This window comes from Streptomyces sp. NBC_01224 (genome assembly GCF_036002945.1).
Taxonomy (GTDB): Bacteria; Actinomycetota; Actinomycetes; order Streptomycetales; family Streptomycetaceae; genus Streptomyces.
This window is the reverse complement of record NZ_CP108529.1, coordinates 3,294,457-3,312,778: the sequence shown is the minus strand read 5'-3', so window position 1 is coordinate 3,312,778 and position 18,322 is coordinate 3,294,457. Positions and strand designations below refer to the sequence as shown.

General features: G+C 69.8%; 15 protein-coding genes. 7 read left to right on the top strand and 8 right to left on the bottom strand.

Annotation, left to right across the window (positions count from 1 at the left end):
* Positions 1-38: 38 nt before the first annotated feature.
* Positions 39-1,136 carry a threonine synthase gene (locus tag OG609_RS14205; RefSeq protein ID WP_327273144.1) on the bottom strand — a complete coding sequence of 366 codons (1,098 nt, stop codon included), beginning with the start codon at positions 1,134-1,136 and terminating at the stop codon, positions 39-41.
* A gap of 349 nt (positions 1,137-1,485) precedes the next feature.
* Between OG609_RS14205 and OG609_RS14200 the strand changes: the two genes are divergently transcribed.
* The 5 genes from OG609_RS14200 to OG609_RS14180 all read left to right on the top strand — a co-directional run bounded on the left by OG609_RS14200 (position 1,486) and on the right by OG609_RS14180 (position 6,629).
* The gene (locus tag OG609_RS14200) at positions 1,486-2,238 is read left to right on the top strand and encodes a GntR family transcriptional regulator (protein ID WP_327273143.1); all 753 of its coding nucleotides are present in this window, start codon (positions 1,486-1,488) and stop codon (positions 2,236-2,238) included.
* Positions 2,239-2,589: 351 nt separating this feature from the next.
* Positions 2,590-2,772: an SPOR domain-containing protein gene (locus OG609_RS14195; RefSeq protein WP_327273142.1), complete on the top strand. Its 183-nt coding sequence runs from the start codon at positions 2,590-2,592 to the stop codon at positions 2,770-2,772.
* A gap of 42 nt (positions 2,773-2,814) precedes the next feature.
* On the top strand, positions 2,815-3,219 hold the full coding sequence (locus OG609_RS14190) for a (deoxy)nucleoside triphosphate pyrophosphohydrolase (protein WP_327273141.1): 405 nt from the start codon (positions 2,815-2,817) through the stop codon (positions 3,217-3,219).
* Between the two features lie 223 nt (positions 3,220-3,442).
* On the top strand, positions 3,443-3,871 hold the full coding sequence (locus OG609_RS14185) for an ATP-binding protein (protein WP_327273140.1): 429 nt from the start codon (positions 3,443-3,445) through the stop codon (positions 3,869-3,871).
* Positions 3,872-4,064: 193 nt separating this feature from the next.
* The gene (locus OG609_RS14180; RefSeq protein WP_327278045.1) at positions 4,065-6,629 is read left to right on the top strand and encodes a SpoIIE family protein phosphatase; all 2,565 of its coding nucleotides are present in this window, start codon (positions 4,065-4,067) and stop codon (positions 6,627-6,629) included.
* 84 nt (positions 6,630-6,713) lie between these two features.
* Here the strand turns inward: OG609_RS14180 and OG609_RS14175 are convergent, their stop codons facing one another.
* Both OG609_RS14175 and OG609_RS14170 read right to left on the bottom strand, forming a co-directional pair.
* Positions 6,714-7,427: a PspA/IM30 family protein gene (locus OG609_RS14175; protein ID WP_327273139.1), complete on the bottom strand. Its 714-nt coding sequence runs from the start codon at positions 7,425-7,427 to the stop codon at positions 6,714-6,716.
* Positions 7,428-7,493: 66 nt separating this feature from the next.
* On the bottom strand, positions 7,494-9,605 hold the full coding sequence (locus tag OG609_RS14170) for a TPM domain-containing protein (RefSeq protein ID WP_327273138.1): 2,112 nt from the start codon (positions 9,603-9,605) through the stop codon (positions 7,494-7,496).
* Between the two features lie 151 nt (positions 9,606-9,756).
* On the opposite strand from OG609_RS14170, the gene OG609_RS14165 reads away from it, so the two are divergent.
* Positions 9,757-10,806, top strand: a complete 1,050-nt coding sequence (locus tag OG609_RS14165) for a hypothetical protein (RefSeq protein ID WP_327273137.1) — start codon at positions 9,757-9,759, stop codon at positions 10,804-10,806.
* A 27-nt stretch (positions 10,807-10,833) separates the two neighbouring features.
* Here the strand turns inward: OG609_RS14165 and OG609_RS14160 are convergent, their stop codons facing one another.
* The 5 genes from OG609_RS14160 to OG609_RS14140 form a co-directional block, all read right to left on the bottom strand.
* Positions 10,834-12,303: a glucoamylase family protein gene (locus tag OG609_RS14160; protein ID WP_327273136.1), complete on the bottom strand. Its 1,470-nt coding sequence runs from the start codon at positions 12,301-12,303 to the stop codon at positions 10,834-10,836.
* A gap of 279 nt (positions 12,304-12,582) precedes the next feature.
* Positions 12,583-13,785 (bottom strand): glycoside hydrolase family 1 protein, encoded by a 1,203-nt coding sequence (locus OG609_RS14155; protein ID WP_327273135.1) that lies wholly within the window; start codon positions 13,783-13,785, stop codon positions 12,583-12,585.
* A gap of 109 nt (positions 13,786-13,894) precedes the next feature.
* Complete coding sequence (locus tag OG609_RS14150) at positions 13,895-14,803, bottom strand: carbohydrate ABC transporter permease (RefSeq protein WP_327273134.1); 909 nt, start codon at positions 14,801-14,803, stop codon at positions 13,895-13,897.
* A complete protein-coding gene (locus tag OG609_RS14145) occupies positions 14,800-15,792 on the bottom strand; it encodes a carbohydrate ABC transporter permease (RefSeq protein WP_327273133.1) in 993 nt (330 codons plus the stop codon). Before OG609_RS14145 ends, OG609_RS14150 begins: the two co-directional genes overlap by 4 nt.
* A gap of 5 nt (positions 15,793-15,797) precedes the next feature.
* The gene (locus OG609_RS14140; RefSeq protein ID WP_327273132.1) at positions 15,798-17,048 is read right to left on the bottom strand and encodes a sugar ABC transporter substrate-binding protein; all 1,251 of its coding nucleotides are present in this window, start codon (positions 17,046-17,048) and stop codon (positions 15,798-15,800) included.
* Positions 17,049-17,301: 253 nt separating this feature from the next.
* On the opposite strand from OG609_RS14140, the gene OG609_RS14135 reads away from it, so the two are divergent.
* Positions 17,302-18,291, top strand: a complete 990-nt coding sequence (locus OG609_RS14135) for an acetylxylan esterase (RefSeq protein WP_327273131.1) — start codon at positions 17,302-17,304, stop codon at positions 18,289-18,291.
* Positions 18,292-18,322: the final 31 nt, after the last annotated feature.

Sequence of the window (18,322 nt, the reverse complement as noted above, 5' to 3'; positions counted from 1 at the left end):
CACGGCGCGCGGCGCGCGGGTGAACGGCCGCCGGCCCGTCAGCCGGCGAGGCCCGTTTTGAGGCCTGCGCCGCACAGGGGTACGACGATGCTCCGGTCCGTCCAGCCGCCGACCGCAGCCCAGCAGGCGACGCCTGTCGTCTCCACGTAGAACCCGCGTGCGGCCAGATCCAGCTGTGCCGTGCGGATCTGATCCTCGGTCACCGTGAGGAAGGTGCCACCCGATTCCCGTACCGCGGCCAGGATGGCCCGGGCGCGCGGTGGGCGGGGGATGGCGATGCCCTCGGCGAGGGTGGGGGCGGCCGCGCCGGCCGGGTCGTCGAGCAGTCCGTCCGCTTCCGCGCGGAAGGCGGCGGCCAACGGTGACACGGCCTCGGCCTGTACGGCGATCAGCGCCGGGCGTTCGTCGATCAGCCCCTGGGCGTGGAGTTCGGCGGTGGCCAGGGCCGCGCCGAGGAGGAGCGTGCCGTTGCCGACCGGTACGGCGATGGCGTCCGGGAGGCGGCCGCCGAGGTCCTCCCACATCTCGTATACGTAGGTCTTCGTGCCATGCAGGAAGTACGGGTTGAAGACATGCGAGGCGTAGAAGGTGCCCGGGGTGTCGGCGGCGGTACGGGCGGCCAGCGCGGTTGCCTCACGGTCGCCGGGGACGATCTCCAGGCGGGCGCCATGGGCCCGGATCTGCTCGGTCTTCTTCGGGGACGTGCCCTCGGGGACGTACACCGTGCAGGGGAGCGAGGCGCGGGCGCAGTACGCGGCGACGGCCGTGCCCGCGTTGCCGCTGCTGTCCGCGATGACGCGCTCGGGCGAGAGGCGGCGGGCCAGTTCGGCGAGCATCACGGCGCCGCGGTCCTTGAAGGAGAGCGTCGGCATCAGGAAGTCGAGCTTGGCCGTGACCGTGCCGGTGAGCGGGACGAGCGGGGTGCGGCCCTCGCCGAGGGTGGTCGTGGGCGCGGCGAGGGGCAGCGCCTCTTCGTAACGCCACAGTGAATTGACGCGCCCGGTCAGGGAATTGAGCGAGAGCGGCCCGGCGACCTCGAAGTCGAGGTCCCAGGGGCCGCGGCAGACCGGGCAGCACCAGGTGAGGTCGGTGGTTTCGGCGCGGGTGCCGTCCTGCGGACAGAGATACGTGGCCATGCCCGTCAGCATGTCAGGCGTGTGGCGGCTCAGTGGCGAAGGTACGGCATGAGGTGGCCCCCGGAGTGTGGACACAGGAGTCCATGCTGCGGTGAGAGTTCAGCTGTCCTGTGGTGGTGCTGTTCGAATTCCATCGGGGAGGTGTGTGGGGGGCGGCCGCCCCCCACACGTTGCGCCGGCGCCGGTCGGGGCCGGGCCGGAGGGGGCGAGGTCTCTCCGGCGGTCGGCGGCGGGATATGCGCGAGGTCGCGATGAATCATCACTTCGGGTGAAACTCTGGCCTGTGCTTGCGATCCACAACCGACGGTTGCCAGGCTGTTGCAGACTGTCAACCTGTTGGGAGTGGCCTGTGACTTTCGGTGAGCAGCCCGCCTATCTGCGCGTTGCGAGCGATCTGAGAGAGAAGATCGTCAGCGGTTCGCTGCCGCCGCATGCGCGCCTGCCGTCGCAGGCCCGTATCCGTGAGGAGTACGGAGTCTCGGACACCGTCGCGCTGGAGGCGCGCAAGGTGCTCATGGCCGAGGGCCTGGTCGAGGGACGTTCCGGCTCCGGTACGTATGTGCGTGAGCGCCCGGTCCCGCGCCGGATCGCCCGCTCCGGCTACCGGACCGGGGCCGGGGCCAGCCCATTCCGCCAGGAGCAGACGGCGGAGGGGGCGCGCGGGACCTGGGAGTCCCGCAGTGAGCAGGAGGGCGCGAGCGTCGAGATCGCCGAGCGCCTCGGCATCGAACCCGGCGACCGGGTGATGCGTACGAGATACACCTTCCGGGAGGCCGGGGAGCCGATGATGCTTTCCACGTCCTGGGAACCCCTCGCCGTGACGGGGCGTACGCCGGTGATGCTGCCGGAGGAAGGCCCGTTGGGCGGCTGCGGGGTGGTCGAGCGGATGGCCGCGATCGACGTCGTCGTCGATAACGTGGCCGAGCAGGTCGGCGCGCGCCCGGGGCTGGCGGAGGAACTCCTGGCGCTCGGCGGCGTACCGGGCCATGTGGTGATGGTGATCGAGCGTACGTATTACGCATCGGGTCGCCCGGTCGAGACGGCGGACGTGGTGGTACCCGCCGATCGCTTCCGGATCGCCTACCACCTTCCGGTCAGGTGACCGATATCCGGCGGGTGCCGTCCGGCGTCGGTGACGACAAGTCAACGCCCTGTCAGGTCCCGTAACCGAGGCGGCAGTCACCGGCTGCAATGACTTGTCATGTCCCGCTCCTTTCAGGCCGATGCCGGCGGTGTGGACGGCGACGGACCGGGGGCGCAACCGCCGAAGGGGGCGCATCCAACCGGGTGCGCCCCCTTCCTCGTGGCCGGATCGGTATCTCTTTGTGTAATTACGTATCCGTTGAGTGAAGGTCAGGCGTAGGCTCCGGCATATGCGTACTGCGGTTTCCTGGGGATCCTTAGAGACGTGCATGCCGTTCGAGGGAGGGGCGCAATGCTGGGGAGGGGCGCGATGAGCGACAACGGTGCCGAGCTCCCTTGGCTGGTGATACGGCAGGACGACAACGGCAATCGCTACCGCGTCGGCAGGTATGCCACACGGAGTGAGGCCCAGAAGACCGCCGACAAGCTCGACGCCCACGGTCACAAGCAGCTCTATTGGGTGGAGCGCGCCGGGCAGAGTGCCCGGCCGTAGAGCGGCCGCAAGGAGTGAGGCGCAAGCGTTACGCTCCGGCTCATGAACGATCGTGTGGTGGTGGCCGGAGCCGTCTACGACCGGGGCCGCCTGCTGGCCGCCCGCCGTAGCGCCCCGCCCGAGCTGGCCGGCCGGTGGGAGCTGCCCGGCGGGAAGCTGGAGCCGGGAGAGAGCGGCGAGCAGGCGCTCGTACGGGAGCTCCGCGAGGAGCTCGGCGTGGAGACGGAGCCGCTGGAGCGCATCCCCGGTGAGTGGCCGCTGAAGCCCGGGTACGTGCTCCGGGTGTGGACGGCCCGTCTGGTGTCCGGGGTGCCCGCACCGCTCCAGGACCATGACGAACTGCGCTGGCTCGGGCCCGGTGAGAGCGACGCGGTCGACTGGCTGGACCAGGACCTGCCCGCGGTCGCGGAGGCGATGCGCCGCCTGCCGGACGATGCGCCCCGCTGACACGGAACGCTGCGGCGAGCGCTGTCGGCATGGTGTCAGGCGTGGATTCCGGTGGCGCGCGCCGATTGCCCCGTGCGCCCCTCTCGCTCTGTACGTCTGTTCGTGCGCGCGGCCGTACACCCGTACGCCCCACGTGTCGATCCTGGCGATAGTCCGCCCTGGATATCGGGTATGTCCTGATTAACCCCCGTAAACAGGACGTTCCCGTTGCTGGTCTTGGGAAGTGATCGGCGTGATCGACACCGAAGGCGACTGCGCCGAGTGGACCTTTCCGGCTGTGCCGGGCGCCGTGCGTTCCGCGCGGCATGCCGTCCATGAGGCGTTGCGCGGCTGGGGGCTCGACGCTGCCGTCGGGGATATGACAGTTCTGCTGGTCAGTGAGTTGGTGACCAACTCCATGCAGTACACATCGGGCCCCATCGGCGTACGGCTGGTGCGCCCTCATCTCAACGGTCATGCTCCCGCCGCCCGTCCCGGACTGCTCGTGGAAGTCTCCGATCCGCTTCCGGATCCGCCCACCGAACGTATGGCGGGACCCGATGACGAGGGCGGCAGAGGGCTGCAGCTGGTGGCCTGTTCTGCTCGCCGCTGGGGGACCAGACGCGGAAAGACCGGCAAGACCGTGTGGTTCGAGCTGGCCCTGCCTGGTTAGGAGTGGGGTGGGACGCACAGCGATCACCAGAGGTCGGGCAGAACCTGGCTGAAAGGGACTGAGACCGTGCTGTGATCGTGAACGCCGTGTCGGTAGGGGCCTCAGTGCTGAATACTGCGGGCAGGACCGGTCCGGTGTGTGAGCTGGAGGGGACGGTCGCGTGAGCGAAATACCTGGGACAGCGGGCGACATTGTGTGGCAGAGCAGCCCGCCTGGCTCGATCTATGACTACATCAGGGTCGCCTCCTTCTCGATCGGCCCCGACGGCCTGATCGAGCAGTGGAGCCGGCGGGCCGCCGGCCTCTTCGGCGTTCCCGCGGACAAAGCGGTAGGCATGGATCCGGTCGAGGCGTTCATGCCCGCCGAACTGCGCAGGGACGGCCACCGCCGGGTCGGCGAGATCCTCGACGGCAAGGAGTGGACGGGACTCGTCCCCTTCCGGATACCGGGCGAGGACCCCGTGCACGGGCTCGCCGAGATCTATGTGATGCCGAGCGAGACGGGGACCGGGGAACGTGCCGCGCTCTGCATCGTCGTGGACGTCCGCGCGCTGCGCCGCATCGAGACGGACCTTGCTGCGTCACAGGCCATATTCGGCCAATCTCCCTTCGGCTTCGTGCTGTTCGGTACGGACCTCACGGTGATACGGGCCAACCAGCGCTTCGCCACCGTCTTCGGCGGCCAGGCCGCCGACCACCGCGGTCGTACGGTCGACGACTACCTCTCCCGTCCCGAGGCCGACCGGCTCACCGCCACGCTGGAGCGCGTTCTGGATACCGGCGCGTCCGTCACCGATCTCCAGCTCGTCGGCACCGCGCCCGGCGACAGCGACAACCGCCACTGGTCCATGAACCTCTACCGCGTGCACAGCGGATCGGGCCGCCCCATCGGCATCGCCGGACTGGCCACCGATGTGACCCGACGGCACATCGCTGCCCGCGATGCCGCCAGCGCCCGCCGCAACCTCGCCCTGCTCAACGAGGCCAGTGCCCGTATCGGCAACTCCCTCGACCTGGAGACCACCGCCCGCGAACTCCTCGATGTCGCCGTGCCCGGCTTCTGCGACCTTGCCTCCGTCGACCTCTACCAAGGGCTGCTCACCGGCGACGACGCGCCGCCCGGCAGCTGGGATTCGCTCCGTCAGGAGTCCGTCGGCGGCTCCGCCGAACTGCGCCGTGTCGCCCTTGCCAGCGCCGTGTCGGACGCGCTGCCCGCCACCGCAGCGGACACCGCCGCACCCGGCACGGACACCGGCCCGCCCGCGCTCGGCGCCGTGCACCGCTTCTCGTACAACTCGCCCTGTGCCATTGCCCTGCGCACCCGTCAGGTCGAGGATGTGCCCGGCGACGACCGGGGCTTCGTCCAGTCCACGCTCGCCGTACCGATGGTCGCCCACGACACGGTGGTCGGTCTCGTCCAGTTCTCCCGTACGAAGGGCAGCGAACCCTTCGGCGAGAGAGACCGCGCACTGGCCACCGAACTCGCCGCGCGTGCCGCGGTCTGTATCGACAACGCCCGCCTCTACCGACGCGAGCACGAGCGCGCACTGATCCTCCAGCGCAGCCTCCTGCCGCCCGGCGACCCCGTGGCCGCAGGCCTGGACATCGCCTGCCGCTACCTCCCCGGCAACACGGCCACCGAGGTGGGCGGCGACTGGTTCGACGTGATCGAACTCCCCGGCCACCGGACCGCCCTCGTCGTCGGCGACGTCATGGGCCGTGGCCTGCGGGCCGCCGTGGCCATGGGCGAACTGCGCACCGCCGTACGGACCCTGGCCCTCCTGGACCTGGAACCCGCCGAAGTGCTGTCCGCACTCGACGAGGTCGCCCGCGGGCTCGGCACCCCCGGCGGCGGCACCTCCTCATCCGACGGTTTCGGCGGCGGCGCCCAGTGGCCCTCGAGGGCCGCTCACAAGTCCCGGGAGGCAGATCTCTCCGAGGTCTACCTGGCGACCTGCGTCTACGCGGTCTACGACCCGGTCACCCGGCGGTGCACCTTCGCCAACGCCGGCCATCTCCCCCCTGCCGTGGTCGAGCCGGGCGAACCGGCCATGCTGCTCGACGTCCCGCCCGGGATGCCGCTCGGCGTCGGCGGCGAACCCTTCGAGGAGGTCGAGGTCGAGCTGAAGGAGGGCGCCCTGCTCGCCCTCTACACGGACGGCCTCGTCGAGTCCCGCGACCATCCGCTCGACGAAGGGCTGGATGCCCTGCGCGGTGCGCTCGTCGAACCGGAACGACCGCTCGAAGACGTCTGCGACCACGTACTGACCACCCTCGACACCCGGCACGGCGAGGACGACATCGCCCTGCTCATGGCCCGCATCCGGGGGCTGCCGGCCGACGCCGTCGGCGACTGGCGGCTGCCCCGCGAACCCCGCTCCGTCGGCCGCGCCCGTGAACTGGCCCGTGGCCGGCTGCTCGCCTGGGGGCTCGAGGAGCTGGTGGACACCACCGAACTACTGGTCAGCGAACTGGTAACCAACGCCCTGCGGTACGGGGAGGGCGAGATCCGGCTCAGGCTGCTGCGCGACCGTACGCTCGTGTGCGAGGTATGGGACGCGGGTCTCGTCCAGCCGCGGCGGCGGCGGGCACGCGACACCGATGAGGGCGGGCGTGGGCTGCAGCTGGTCGGGCTGCTGAGTGTGGCCTGGGGGTCGAGGCGCACACCGCGCGGCAAGACCGTCTGGTTCGAACTGGCGCTGCCCGACGGGGAGCCGGCCGCCGAGCGCACGGTCGAGCAGCTGCTGAGCATGTTCTGAGCGGATCAGGAGGCCGCCGAGGGCTCTTGCCCGCCATGGGCTCGCCGGCGGCTCCGCCCCGTCATCAGCCCGCCGGGACCGCGGTCACGAGGCCGTCTTCAGCGCGGCGAGACGGGCCTCGACCTCGGCGCTGTCGCCCAGGCCGTCCAACTGCTCGAACTGGGCGTCCAGGGACGAAGCGGCGAGTTCCTGCTTGCCCAGCGCCTTCGCCTCCTCGCGCCGTACCTTGTCCTCGAAACGACTGAGTTCGCTGGTCGGGTCGAGCACATCGATGTTCTTGACGGAGTCCATCATCCGGTTCTGCGCCTGGGCGGACTTGGCGCGTGCGACGAGCTCGTCACGCTTGGACTTCAGCTCCGTCAGCTTGGTCTTCATCTGGTCCAGGCCGGACTTGAGCTTGTCCACCACCTCGGTCTGCGAGGCGATGGTCGGCTCCGCGGTCTTCGCCTCCTTCTCCGACCGGAGCTGACGGCCGAGCGCGACCTTGGCCAGGTTGTCGAACTTGTCCGCCTCCGCGCCCGCCCCGCCCGCCCGCAGCTCATCGGCCTTGCGACTGGCGGCGAGCGCCTTGCCGCCCCACTCCTTGGCCGCGTCCACGTCCTCCTGGTGATCCTGTTCCATCAGCCGCAGATTGCCGATGGTCGCGGCGACAGCCTGCTCGGCCTCCGAGATGTTGGCCGTGTAGTCGCGGATCAGCTGGTCCAGCATCTTCTGCGGATCCTCCGCCTGATCCAGCAACGCGTTGATGTTGGCCTTCGCCAGCTGGGTGACGCGGCCGAGGACGGTCTGCTTGGTCATGGCGCCTCTCCTGTGTGTGAATGCGTATGAATGAAGCCGTGAGCCGGTGTCGTCCGTGCTGTCGGCTCAGAAGCGGCCACCGCCGCCCCGCCGGCCGCGCGTGCCCCCGCCGCCGAAACTGCCCGGCCCGCCGCCCCCTCCGTAACCCCCGCCGAAGCCTCCTGCGTAACCCCCGCCGCGGCCGCCCCCGCCGCCCAGGAGTCCGCCGAGGATGATCCCGCCGAGCACCGCCCCGCCGACCCCGCCGCCCCCTCCCTGCATACCGCCCGGACCGCTTCGGCCCCCGTACGACCGCACATCCTGTTCGGCCAGGCTCAGGGCCTGCCCGGCCAGGGAATCCGCCTGCTGCGCCTGGGCCAGCGCGCCCTGGGGATCGCCGGTCCCGGCCAGTTCACGGGACCGGTCGAGCCGCCGCTGGGCCTCCGCGAGGCGGGTCCGGGCCTGGCTGCCCACGGCTCCGCGGTTGGTGGTGATGTAGTCGGCTGCGGCGGCGATCGCCGAACGCGCGGTGAGTGTCGCCTGGTCGAGAAGGGAGCGGGCCCGCCGGTCGCCCTGCTCCTGCTCGCGGGCGCCGGCCAGCGCCTCGTCGAGCGCCGCATCGGCCTCCTCCACCCTGCGCAGTGCGTCGATGGGGTCGTACGGACCGGCCTGCATCTCCCCCTTCACGTCACCGAGCACCGACTGCGCGCGCGCGATCCGGCCCCGTAGGTCCGCCGTCGACACACCCTCCGCGGTGCCTTCGAGCAGCCCGCCCGCATCGGCCAGGTCGGTTTCCGTCTCGGTGAGTGCGGCAGGCAGTCTGCCCGCTGCCTCCGCGAGTTCCCGGCTCCGCCGGTCCACGGCATCGACGAGAGTGGTCGCCTGGTCGACAGCGCCCTCGGTGGCCCGTACATACACCGCCGCTGCGGCGTTGTTCCCGCTGTCCACCGACTGCCGGGCCTGGTTGAGACCGGACGTGGCGAAGACGAGCCGGTCCTTGGCCTGTTCGACGGCGCCCGCGACCGGCGCCGAGGCCGACTCCGCGTACCGGCTGCGCATCGCTGTCAGAGCGGCCTCGGCAGCGGAGACGTGGCCGGCGAGAGCGCGGAAAGCGGTCTCGGCCGTGGCCAGGGCCTGCGGAGCGTTGCGTTCCAGGGCGCGCAGCCGGTCGAAGTCCTCGGACACGGCGTCGAGGCGGGCGTTGGCGTCCGCGCAGCGGCTGATGATCTCGTCCAGCATCCGGCGCCGCGTCGCATCGTCCTCGGGAAAGGCGTCGTCCAGCTGCTGGCGCAACCGGAACGTGGCCGTCAGCTCGCCCTTCGCGTAGGTGACGGCCTCGGTGAACGGGGCTGCGGCCTCTTCACCGAACTGGGCGGTGGCAAAACCCAGTTCCTCCTCACTGGTGCGGACGGCGTCGTCGGTGTCCACCAGCAACTCCTTCGCACGGGCATCGAGTTCCGGCAACGGAGTCGGTGGCCGGGGTGGCGGGCCCGATGCGGCGGAGCCCGGACCCCAGCCGGTCGCACCGGGCGTGGTGCGGGTCGTGGCCCGCCTCCTGCGCCGGGTGTACGCATAGCCGGCGACCACTGCCGCCCCGCCGACGACGACCACCGGCAGAATCAGGTCCGCGGCACTCGTCCCGCCGGAATTCCCGGTTCCGGGATCGGCGACGCCAGGCCTGATCGTCGGGGTGGGCACGGCCTTGTCGGCCAGCACGGCGGAGTACCCGTTCGCGGCGCCGATCGCCGCGCCGGCCCAGTCGTGCTCCCTGAGCGCGGGCTCGATCGCCGTGCTCGCCACGTCCTGGAGCTGGGCATCGGTGAGGCGTGAGCCCTGTTCGACGGTGTACGCGTACTGCCGGTCGTGGGTGGCGACGGCGAGCAGGACGTCCTCGCGGCCGAGGCCGTTGCGGTTGGCCGTCTCATCGGCCCAGCTCTGCGCGGACCGGCCGGAGAAGTCCCGTACGTAGACCACGAAGAGCTGGATGCGGCGGTCGGCGTACAGCCGGTCGAGCGCGGCCGTGACCTGGTCCCTGCGGTCCCCGAGCGCCCCCACCTTGTCGGTGATCTGGCCGTCCTTGGACAGGGTGACGGGATCGTCGGCGCGAGCGGTCGGCGCGGCGGGAAGGGCCAGCCAGCACACCGTCAACAGCACGGCGAGAAGGGCCCGGCCCGGTATGGATATCCGGGTACGGCTCACGAGCGGCATCACATTTGTGAGGCTATGTCCCCCCTCTGTCACCCGCGACCGGGCGATCGGACCCGGAGCCGGGAACGATGGCGTTCATACTGCGACGGCACACCGACATCAGGCATTCAGGGGGACGGACGTGCGGACGCGGATGAAGCGCATGACTCAGGCCGTACGGAACCGGGCGGCCCGGTTCCGCTGGAGTGGGCTGTGGGGGACCTGGCTGAGACGGATCGCTCTCGGAGCGGTCCTGCTGATCTCGGTACCGGTCCTCACCGCCGGGATCGCCCTGCGGCTCAACTATTCAGGTGACCCGGGCGACGGCACCCGCACCCGTGGCCGCGACGCCATCTGGCTCGGCCACGCCTGGGTCGACGGGCGCAAGGACGACGCAGACCTCGCCGCGTTCGCCGCCCGGATCAAGGGAACCGGTATCAAGGACCTGTACGTCCACGCCGGGCCGCTGGAGCACGACGGCACCCTGCCCGCCGCCCGCTACTCCCGGGCGCGGTGGCTGCTCGACGCCGTACACCGCACCCTGCCCGGCATCCGGGTCCAGGCCTGGCTGGGCGACAAGCTCGCCACCGAAGGGCCCGACGGGTTGCGTCTGGAGCGGGCCGCGTCCCGAAGCGCTGTCGTCGCATCGGCGCGGCAGATCCTGGACGCCGGGTTCGGCGGCGTCCATTTCGACCTGGAGCCGCTGCACTCCGGCGACGGCCACTACCTCTCGCTCCTCGACGACCTGCGCGGGCTCACACGGGCTCGCAGGGTTCCCCTGTCGGTCGCCGCCCACCAGATGGACCCGCTGCCGGCGGCGCACAGGGTGGTGGGGGCGCTCAGTGGCCGCCAGAAGTGGTGGTCGCAGAAGTTCTTCGGGCAGGTCGCACGCCGGGTCGACCAGATCGCCGTCATGTCGTACGACACCTGGATGCCGCTGGAGGGCATGTTCGGCGGTTACGTTGCCGAGCAGACCGCGCTCGCCCTGGAGGTGACGCCCCCGCAGACCGATCTGCTGATAGGGCTGCCGTTCTTCCACGAGAACGACCTCGGACACCACGAGTCGGCGGAGACGGTCGCGGCCGCGGTCCGGGGCACCAGACTCGGGCTGGGGCGCACGGACCGCGGCCGGGAACGGTTCGGGGTCGCGCTCTACGTCGACTTCGCGGCGCGGGACGGCGACTGGGCGGCGTACCGGAAGGGCTGGAACTGACCTCCGCGCACGCCGCCACAGGGCAGATCAGATGGAGAAACGCTCCTTGGAGAGCAGCGGACGCACCTTCGACTGGAACCCACCGGTCCGGAACGGCCGCTGCAGCAGGCCCGGGCGGATCGCCTGGGCCAGCGCCGCGGCGATCATGCCCTGGTCGAGAGCGAGCATGTAGTCACTGACCCGCCCGGTGCCCACGTTGACGGAGTCCCGGAATCCGTATCCGGCATGGTAGGCACCGAAGTCGCGGTCGAGCGCACGCAGGTTGGCGATCGCCTCGTCGGGTGCGTAGGGCAGCGCGAGGAAGGAGGCGTGCGGGGTGACCACTCCGTTGGTGAAAGCCGAGGGGGGCGGCAGCGGCTCACCGTCCGTGGTGTAGGTACGGTCGGTGTTGGAGGCGTATCCGTCCACCTGCATGCCGATCGCGTCGACGCCGTATTCCTGGTACCCGCCCTCGGGGATGTTGGCGGGGGAGAAGCCCCAGTACCCGTACTCCGCTTCCTTCATGCCGTGTTCGATCTGGCTGCGGACGTAGCGCCGGTGTGTGAGGCCCCAGGACCGCGGCGACCACTCCGGCTCCGGCACGAACAGCGGCACCATCAGGGCCTCGAACATCGACCCGCCCCAGGTGGGGACGATCTTCCGGCCGCGGTGGGTGTAGTGCCCCTGCCAGACGCGTACGCCGTCCATGACGACGTAGCTGCCCTGCGGGTGCTGTTCCTGCCCGTGCTCGGGGAGCATCGTGCGCAGCAGGTGCCAGTAGTGGTCGGTGGGCAGCGAGCCGTCCGCGATGCCCAGGTAACTTGCCATGCGCGGCTCGGTGTTGAGCGCGCCGTAGTGATGGCCGGTGGGCTCCTCGGTGTCGGTCCAGAACCCGCCGCGCAGCTGGCCGGGGCCGGCGACGGGGTCGGCCGGGTCGTACGGCGTGTAGTAGTACGACCAGTCGGCGGTGGCCAGGATGCGGGCGATGCGGGGGCGCAGGGCGGGCGAGGCGTCGGCGGCGATGCGCAGACCGGTGATCAGCCAGGCGTTGTCGACGGAGGAGAGGAACGGGCGCACCGGGTCGCCGCTGCCGGGCCACTCGGTCAGGACCGAACCGTCGTGCGCGTCGTACCAGTTGAGCCAGAAGCCGTGGTGGCGCTCCAGCTTCTCGACCGCCCCGACAGTGTGCTCCAGCCTGCGTTTCATCGTGGCATCGCTGATCACGCCGAGCCCGGCCGCGGCGACGGTCGACCAGAGGCCGCAGCCGATGTTGGTGGGGGACGTCTGGCGCGACTGGACAGGGGCGGTGCCGCTGACGTCGATCTTGTCGACGGCGAGACCGAAGTCGGTCGTCATCGCCTCGATCGAGCGGTAGGTGTCGCGGAACCAGCGCAGGAGCAGTGGTGAGTCCGAGCCGCGCACGGATTGCGCGGCGCCTGCTGAAGGCGCGGATACGGCTCCGAGGGACAGGGCGGCAGCCCCTGTTCCCGCGGCGGTGAGAAACGTACGACGGTGCATCAGAACCCCTCGAAGAAGAGCCACCGACTGTGGGCGGTGGGCGGATTTCGTTCGTCGGTCGTGATTGAGGGCGCGGGGCGCCGTGCCGTGCGTGCGGTACCCGCGCGGGCGCCGCACGTGGGCGGGGCTGGATACGTGCGGCGCCCACGCGGGCGAAGGGCCTGTCCGGGGGATCGGGGCCGGACAGGGCCCGGCTGTACGGGAACCAGCGTCCGTCAGGTACCGCCGGTTCCCGTACGGGCGGGAGCGGTCAGGTCGCTCCCGGTCGGGGGGCCGACGTCAGTCGGCGATGCGCGGCAGTGCGCGCGTGCGGCCCATCTCGCCCAGCCAGACGGCGGACGGCTTGGGCAGGCGCTCGAAGGTCTCCGGGTTCCAGCCGATCAGACCGAAGGTCGGCTTGTAGGAGCCCCACTCGTAGTTGTCGAGTGCGCTCCAGGCCAGGTAGCCCTGGATGTTCAGGCCGTCCTCCAGCGCGGACGCGACCTGGTTCAGCGCGCCGGTGTAGTAGTCGATCCGGCGGCTGTCGTCGTCGGTGGCGATGCCGTTCTCGGTCACGATCAGCGGCACGTCGTTGCCCAGCACCTCGGCGGTGTGGCGCAGCGCGTAGCCGACCGCGGAGGGGTAGTACTCCCACTGCGTGAGGGTGCGCTCTGCGTCGTCGGGCGTCGGGATGGGGCCCTCGGGGCCGATCTTGGTCCGGGTGTAGGACTGCACCCCGATCCAGTCGTCGCCGCGCGCGGCCTCGATGAAGACGTCCTCGCGGGGGTGGCGGTAGGCCGCGGTGACCTCCTCGGCACCGGGCAGGGCCTGGTAGACCTGGTTGGCGATGGTCCAGCCGACCTTGATGTCCGGGTTGATCGCGCGGACCTGCTTGACGGCCGCGTGGTGCGCGGCGATGACGGCCTGGGTGGTCTCGTCGTCCGGGGTCGGCAGTCCGGCGGGCGGGAAGCTGTTGTCGCCCCGCTTGGCCTGGCCCGCCATCACGGCGATCATGTTCGGCTCATTGATGGTGCAGACGTGGCTGACGCCCTCGCCGATCACCGGTGCGCAGGCCGCGACGTAGCGGGCGAAGAGCTCGACCGCGCCGTCGGCGGTCCAGCCGCCGCGCGCCTCGAACCACTGCGGCACGGTGAAGTGGTGCAGGGTGATCATGGGGCGCAGGCCGCGCTCGACGGCGCCCTCGACCATGCGGCGGTAGTGGGCGAGTTCGGCCCGGGAGAATCGCCCCTCGGCCGGTTCGATCCGCGCCCACTCGATGGAGAACCGGTAGTCGGTGAAGCCCAGACCGGCCAGCGTGTCCATGTCCTCGTGCCAGCGGTGGTAGCTGTCGCAGGCGTCCAGGCTGGGCTCCTGGATGTGGGTGCCCGCGGCGTGCTCCTTGACCCACCAGTCGCTGTTGGTGTTGTTGCCCTCGATCTGGTGGGCGGCCGTGGAGGCGCCCCACAGGAAGCCTTCGGGGAACGGGACCTGGGTGTGAGTCATCGCAAACTGTCTTTCTGGTGATGAAGGGGTGTGGCCGGCGGGGTGTGGGGCACGGCCTCGTACGTTTCGGTGGGGCGGCCGGGACGCGCCGGCCTGTCCAGGGGGACGGCTACTTCATGCCGGCCGTCGCGATGCCCTGGGTGAAGTGCCGCTGGAGCGCGATGAAGACGACCAGGACCGGCAGGACGATCAGGAAGGACCCGGCCATCAGCATGCCGTTGGACCCGCCCGCCTTGTTGGGGTCGGTGGCGAAGGTGGCCAGGGCGACCGGGAGCGTGTACTTGTCGGGGTCGTTGGTCGCGATGAGCGGCCAGACGAAGTTGTTCCAGGAGCCCAGGAACGTGAAGATCGAAAGCGTCGCCAGTGCGGGCTTCACCAGGGGCATCACGATCCGCCAGAAGATGTACCACTCACCGGCGCCGTCCATCCGGGCCGCTTCCAGCAGCTCGTCCGGGATCGACTGCATGAACTGCCGCATCAGGAAGACACCGAAGGCTCCGGCGGCGAACGGCAGCACCAGACCGGCGTACGAGTCGATCAGGTGCAGCTTGCTCATCAGCACGAAGAGCGGCAGCAGCATCAGGTTGCCGGGCACCATCAGGGCGCCGAGAACGAGGCCGAAGATCTTGTTGCGTCCGGCGAAGTTCAGCTTGGCCAGGGCGTACCCGAGCATCGAGCAGAACACCAGGTTCGAGACGGTGACCAGCACCGCCACGATGACCGAGTTCATGAAGTACAGCGGCAGATCCAGCTTGTCGAGCAGGTTCCGGAAGTTCTCCAGGGTCCACTCGGTCGGGATCCACACGGGCGGGCTGGCCGTCAGCTCCGCTTGCGTCTTGAAGGCCGAGAGCGCCATCCACAGGAACGGCGCCGACATGATCAGCAGACCGACCGAGAGCAGGACGTAGACGAGGAGACGCTTCGGATTGCGGGGCTTCTTCGCCTCGGACGGCCGAGTGTCCCCGGGCTTCTTCGACGGCGCCGTCGAGACGGCGCCCGGTGCACTGGTGGCGCTCATTTCGTGTTGTCCTTCAGCAGTCGGAGCTGCAGCACCGTGATGCCCATGATCACTACGAAGAGGACATACGCCATGGCACTCGCATAGCCCATGTGGAAGAAGTTGAAGCCCTCGCGGTACATGTTCAGCGAGACCGTGAGCGTGGAGTCCGAGGGACCGCCCTGGGTCATCACGAACGGCTCCTCGAAGACATTGAGGTAGCCGATGGTCGTGATCACCGTGGCGTAGAGCAGTGTGGGCCGCAGCAAGGGCACGGTGATGCCCTTGAACTCCTGCCAGACACCGGCACCGTCCAGCCGCGCGGCCTCCCGTACCTCGGTGGGAATGGCCTGCAGACCGGCGATGAAGAGCACCATGACCGTGCCGAGGTTGCGCCAGACCGCCATGGCGATCATCGAGGGCATGGCGAGCGTCTCGGAGCCCAGGAAGTCGGGAGAGGTGAGGCCCACTTCGGAGAAGAGCCCCGCGACCAGCCCGTCGCTCGGGTCGAGCACGAACCGCCAGACCACGGCGACCGCGACGATGGTCGTGACCACCGGGGCGTAGAAGCCGACGCGGAAGAAGGTCCGCGCCCGGTCGATGCCGTTGTTCAGCAGTACGGCGACGACCAGCCCGAGGAAGATCGTCAGGGGGACGCCGATCACCACGAAGTACGCCGTGTTGAAAAGCGACTTGAGGAACTTGTCGTCGCTGAACAGATTGACGTAGTTCTCGAAGCCGATGAAGTTCGCGTCCATCGGGTGCGTCACATTGCGCAGCCCGAAGTCGGTGAAGCTCATCACCAGCGTCGCGAGGATCGGGAGCGCCATGAAGACGAGGAAGAGGACGAGGAAGGGAGTGGAGAACAGCCAGCCGGCCAGGTTCTGCACGCCCATCGAGGACTTCTTGCCACCCCGGCGACCTGCGGGCCCGGTGGCCGGGGACTCGGAAGCCCCCGGCCCGGCCTGCACCTTGGCCGGCTGAGCGGCCTTTGAGGTCATGGTGCGCATGACTCCTACTTCACGAGGCCTTCGATTTCGGACTGGGCCGTCTTGAGAGCGTCCTCGGCGGACGCCTTGCCCTGGGTGACCTTGGCGATGGCCTGGTCGACCTTGTCGGTGATCTCCGTCCAGTTGGACAGCGACGGGGAGGACTTGGCGGTGTCCATCTGCTTCTTGAAGACCTGGAGGTTGGCGTCGTCGGCGAGGTCACCGGAGGTCCAGGCGGCGGTGTTGGCCGGCAGGTCCTTGGTGCGCTTGTACCAGTCGGCCTGGCCCTCGGTGTCGGTCAGGTACTTGATGAACTCCGTGGCGGCCGCCTTGTGCTCACTGTCCTTGGAGATCACCAGGGAGGAGCCGCCGGCCATGGAGACGGAGGACTTGTCGGCGGGCACATTGGCCACCGCCCACTTGCCCTTGATCTGCGGCTGGCCCTCGTTCAGCAGGGTGACGTGCCAGGGGCCGCCGAAGAACATCGGGACGCGGCCGTTGCCGAAGTCCTTCACCACGTCGTAGCCGGGCTGCACGGACTTGTTGGAGAGCCCCTTGTCGAAGTACGAGCCGTACTCCTTGAGCGCCTTGACGGCCTCGGGGCTGTCGATGACGGCCTCGCCCTTGTCGTTGACGATCTCGCCGCCGGCCGAGTACAGGAAGGAGTAGAAGTTCTGCACCGTGTCCAGGCCGCTGGGCTGGATGGACAGGCCCCACTTGGTTCCGGCCTTCTTCTGGTAGGCCGAGGCGAGGTCCTGCATCTCCTTCCAGTCGGTCGGAGCCTTGGTGATGCCGGCCTTCTCGGCCAGGTCGGTGCGGTAGTAGAGGACGCGGGTGTCGACGTACCACGGGACGCCGTACGCCTGACCGTCCACCTCGCCCTGCTGCCAGCCGGACTTGAAGAAGTCCTTCTCATTGAACGTCTTGGTGTCGACCGGCTCCAGAACGCCGAGCTCGGCGAACTCGCCCATGTAGCTGCCGCCCATCTGAGCCACGTCCGGCAGGGTGCCGGCGGCGGCCGCGGAGACCAGCTTCTGGTGGGCGACGTCCCAGCCGACCGGGGTCACCTTGACGGTGATGTTCGGGTTGGCCTTCTCGTAGACCTTGGCCACATCTGCGAGCTTCTCGCCCTCGGCCCCCATGGCCCAGACGGTGATCGTCTGCTTCTTGTCCGCGGCGACGTCGTCGCCACCGGAACTGCCGCACGCGGTGATACCGAAAGTGAGCGCGGCTGCGACTGCGATACCGATCGAGGCGTTTCTGGCGGTGCGGGGCATGGAGGGCTCCTCCTCGAGCAATCCGAATGTATGCGCTGCCTGTAAGCGCATACATCACTCTGCGGCAGAGATTCAGGAATCCGCAAGAGGGTGCTAGGTCACACTCGTGCAACGTGCTGGACATCTGAATGTTCAACTTGGCACGGTAAGCGCGACGTTTGTGGAATTGGGAACGATGTGACCTATTTCGCGGTGTTGATCCGCGTGCTCAAGGGTCTGCACCGGCATGGGTGGGGGCGATATTGTCGTGATCATGGCTCCGTTCGAACATGACTTCCCCTTCGATCCGGCTTACGGGCGCACGCTCGACGACCTGCTGCTCACCCCCGCTCCCGCCGCCCCGGACGACTTCGACGCCTTCTGGCGGGCCCGGTACGAGGAGGTCCGCAAGGTCGCCACGGAGCCGGAGATCGGCCCGCTGGAGGACGAGCGCGACGGTGTACGGATTCACGGCGTGACGTTCACGTCGGTGGGCGGGGTGCGGCTCGGGGGCTGGGTCGCGCTGCCCGCCGAGGGGAGCACGGAGCACGGATTCGTCATCGGGCACGGTTACGGAGGCCGGCAGGAGCCGGGCCCCGACGTGCCGCTGCCGTTGCCCCGGGCGGCGGCGATCCTGCCGTGCGTACGGGGCATGGGTACGCGTGGCCTGCGTCCGGGCATCCCGGACGTGGCCGACGGCCATGTGCTGCACGGCATCGAGTCGCGCGACAGCTATGTCATCGGCGACTGCGTGGCGGACCTGTGGTGCGCGGCGTCGGCGCTGCACGAGCTGGTGCCGGAACTGGCGCCGGGGGAGAGCGGCCTTCGGCTCGGATACCTCGGAGAGAGCTTCGGTGGCGGGCTCGGTGCGCTGGCTCTGCCCTGGGACGACCGGTTCGGGGCCGCGCAGCTGACCGTGCCGACCTTCGGCAACCATCCGTTGCGGCTCACGCTGCCGTGTCTGGGCAGCGGGGAGGCGGTGCGGGGCTATCACCGGGAGCACCCCGAGGTCACCGAGGTGCTGCGGTACTTCGACGCCGCCACGGCCGCGACGCGGCTGGAGCTGCCCACGCTGGTGGCTGCGGCGCTCTTCGACCCCTCGGTGCCGCCGCCGGGGCAGTTCGCCGTGCACAACGCGCTGGCCGGTGAGCACGAGCTGTTGGTGCTGAGCGCGGGGCACTTCGAGCACGAGGGGCTGGCGGCGGAGACGGAGGGGCTGCGAGCGGCCCGTCGGGACTTCTTCGGGGCGCGGCTGGGGCGGTGACGTGGGGGCGGGGCGGTGACCGACGGCGCCC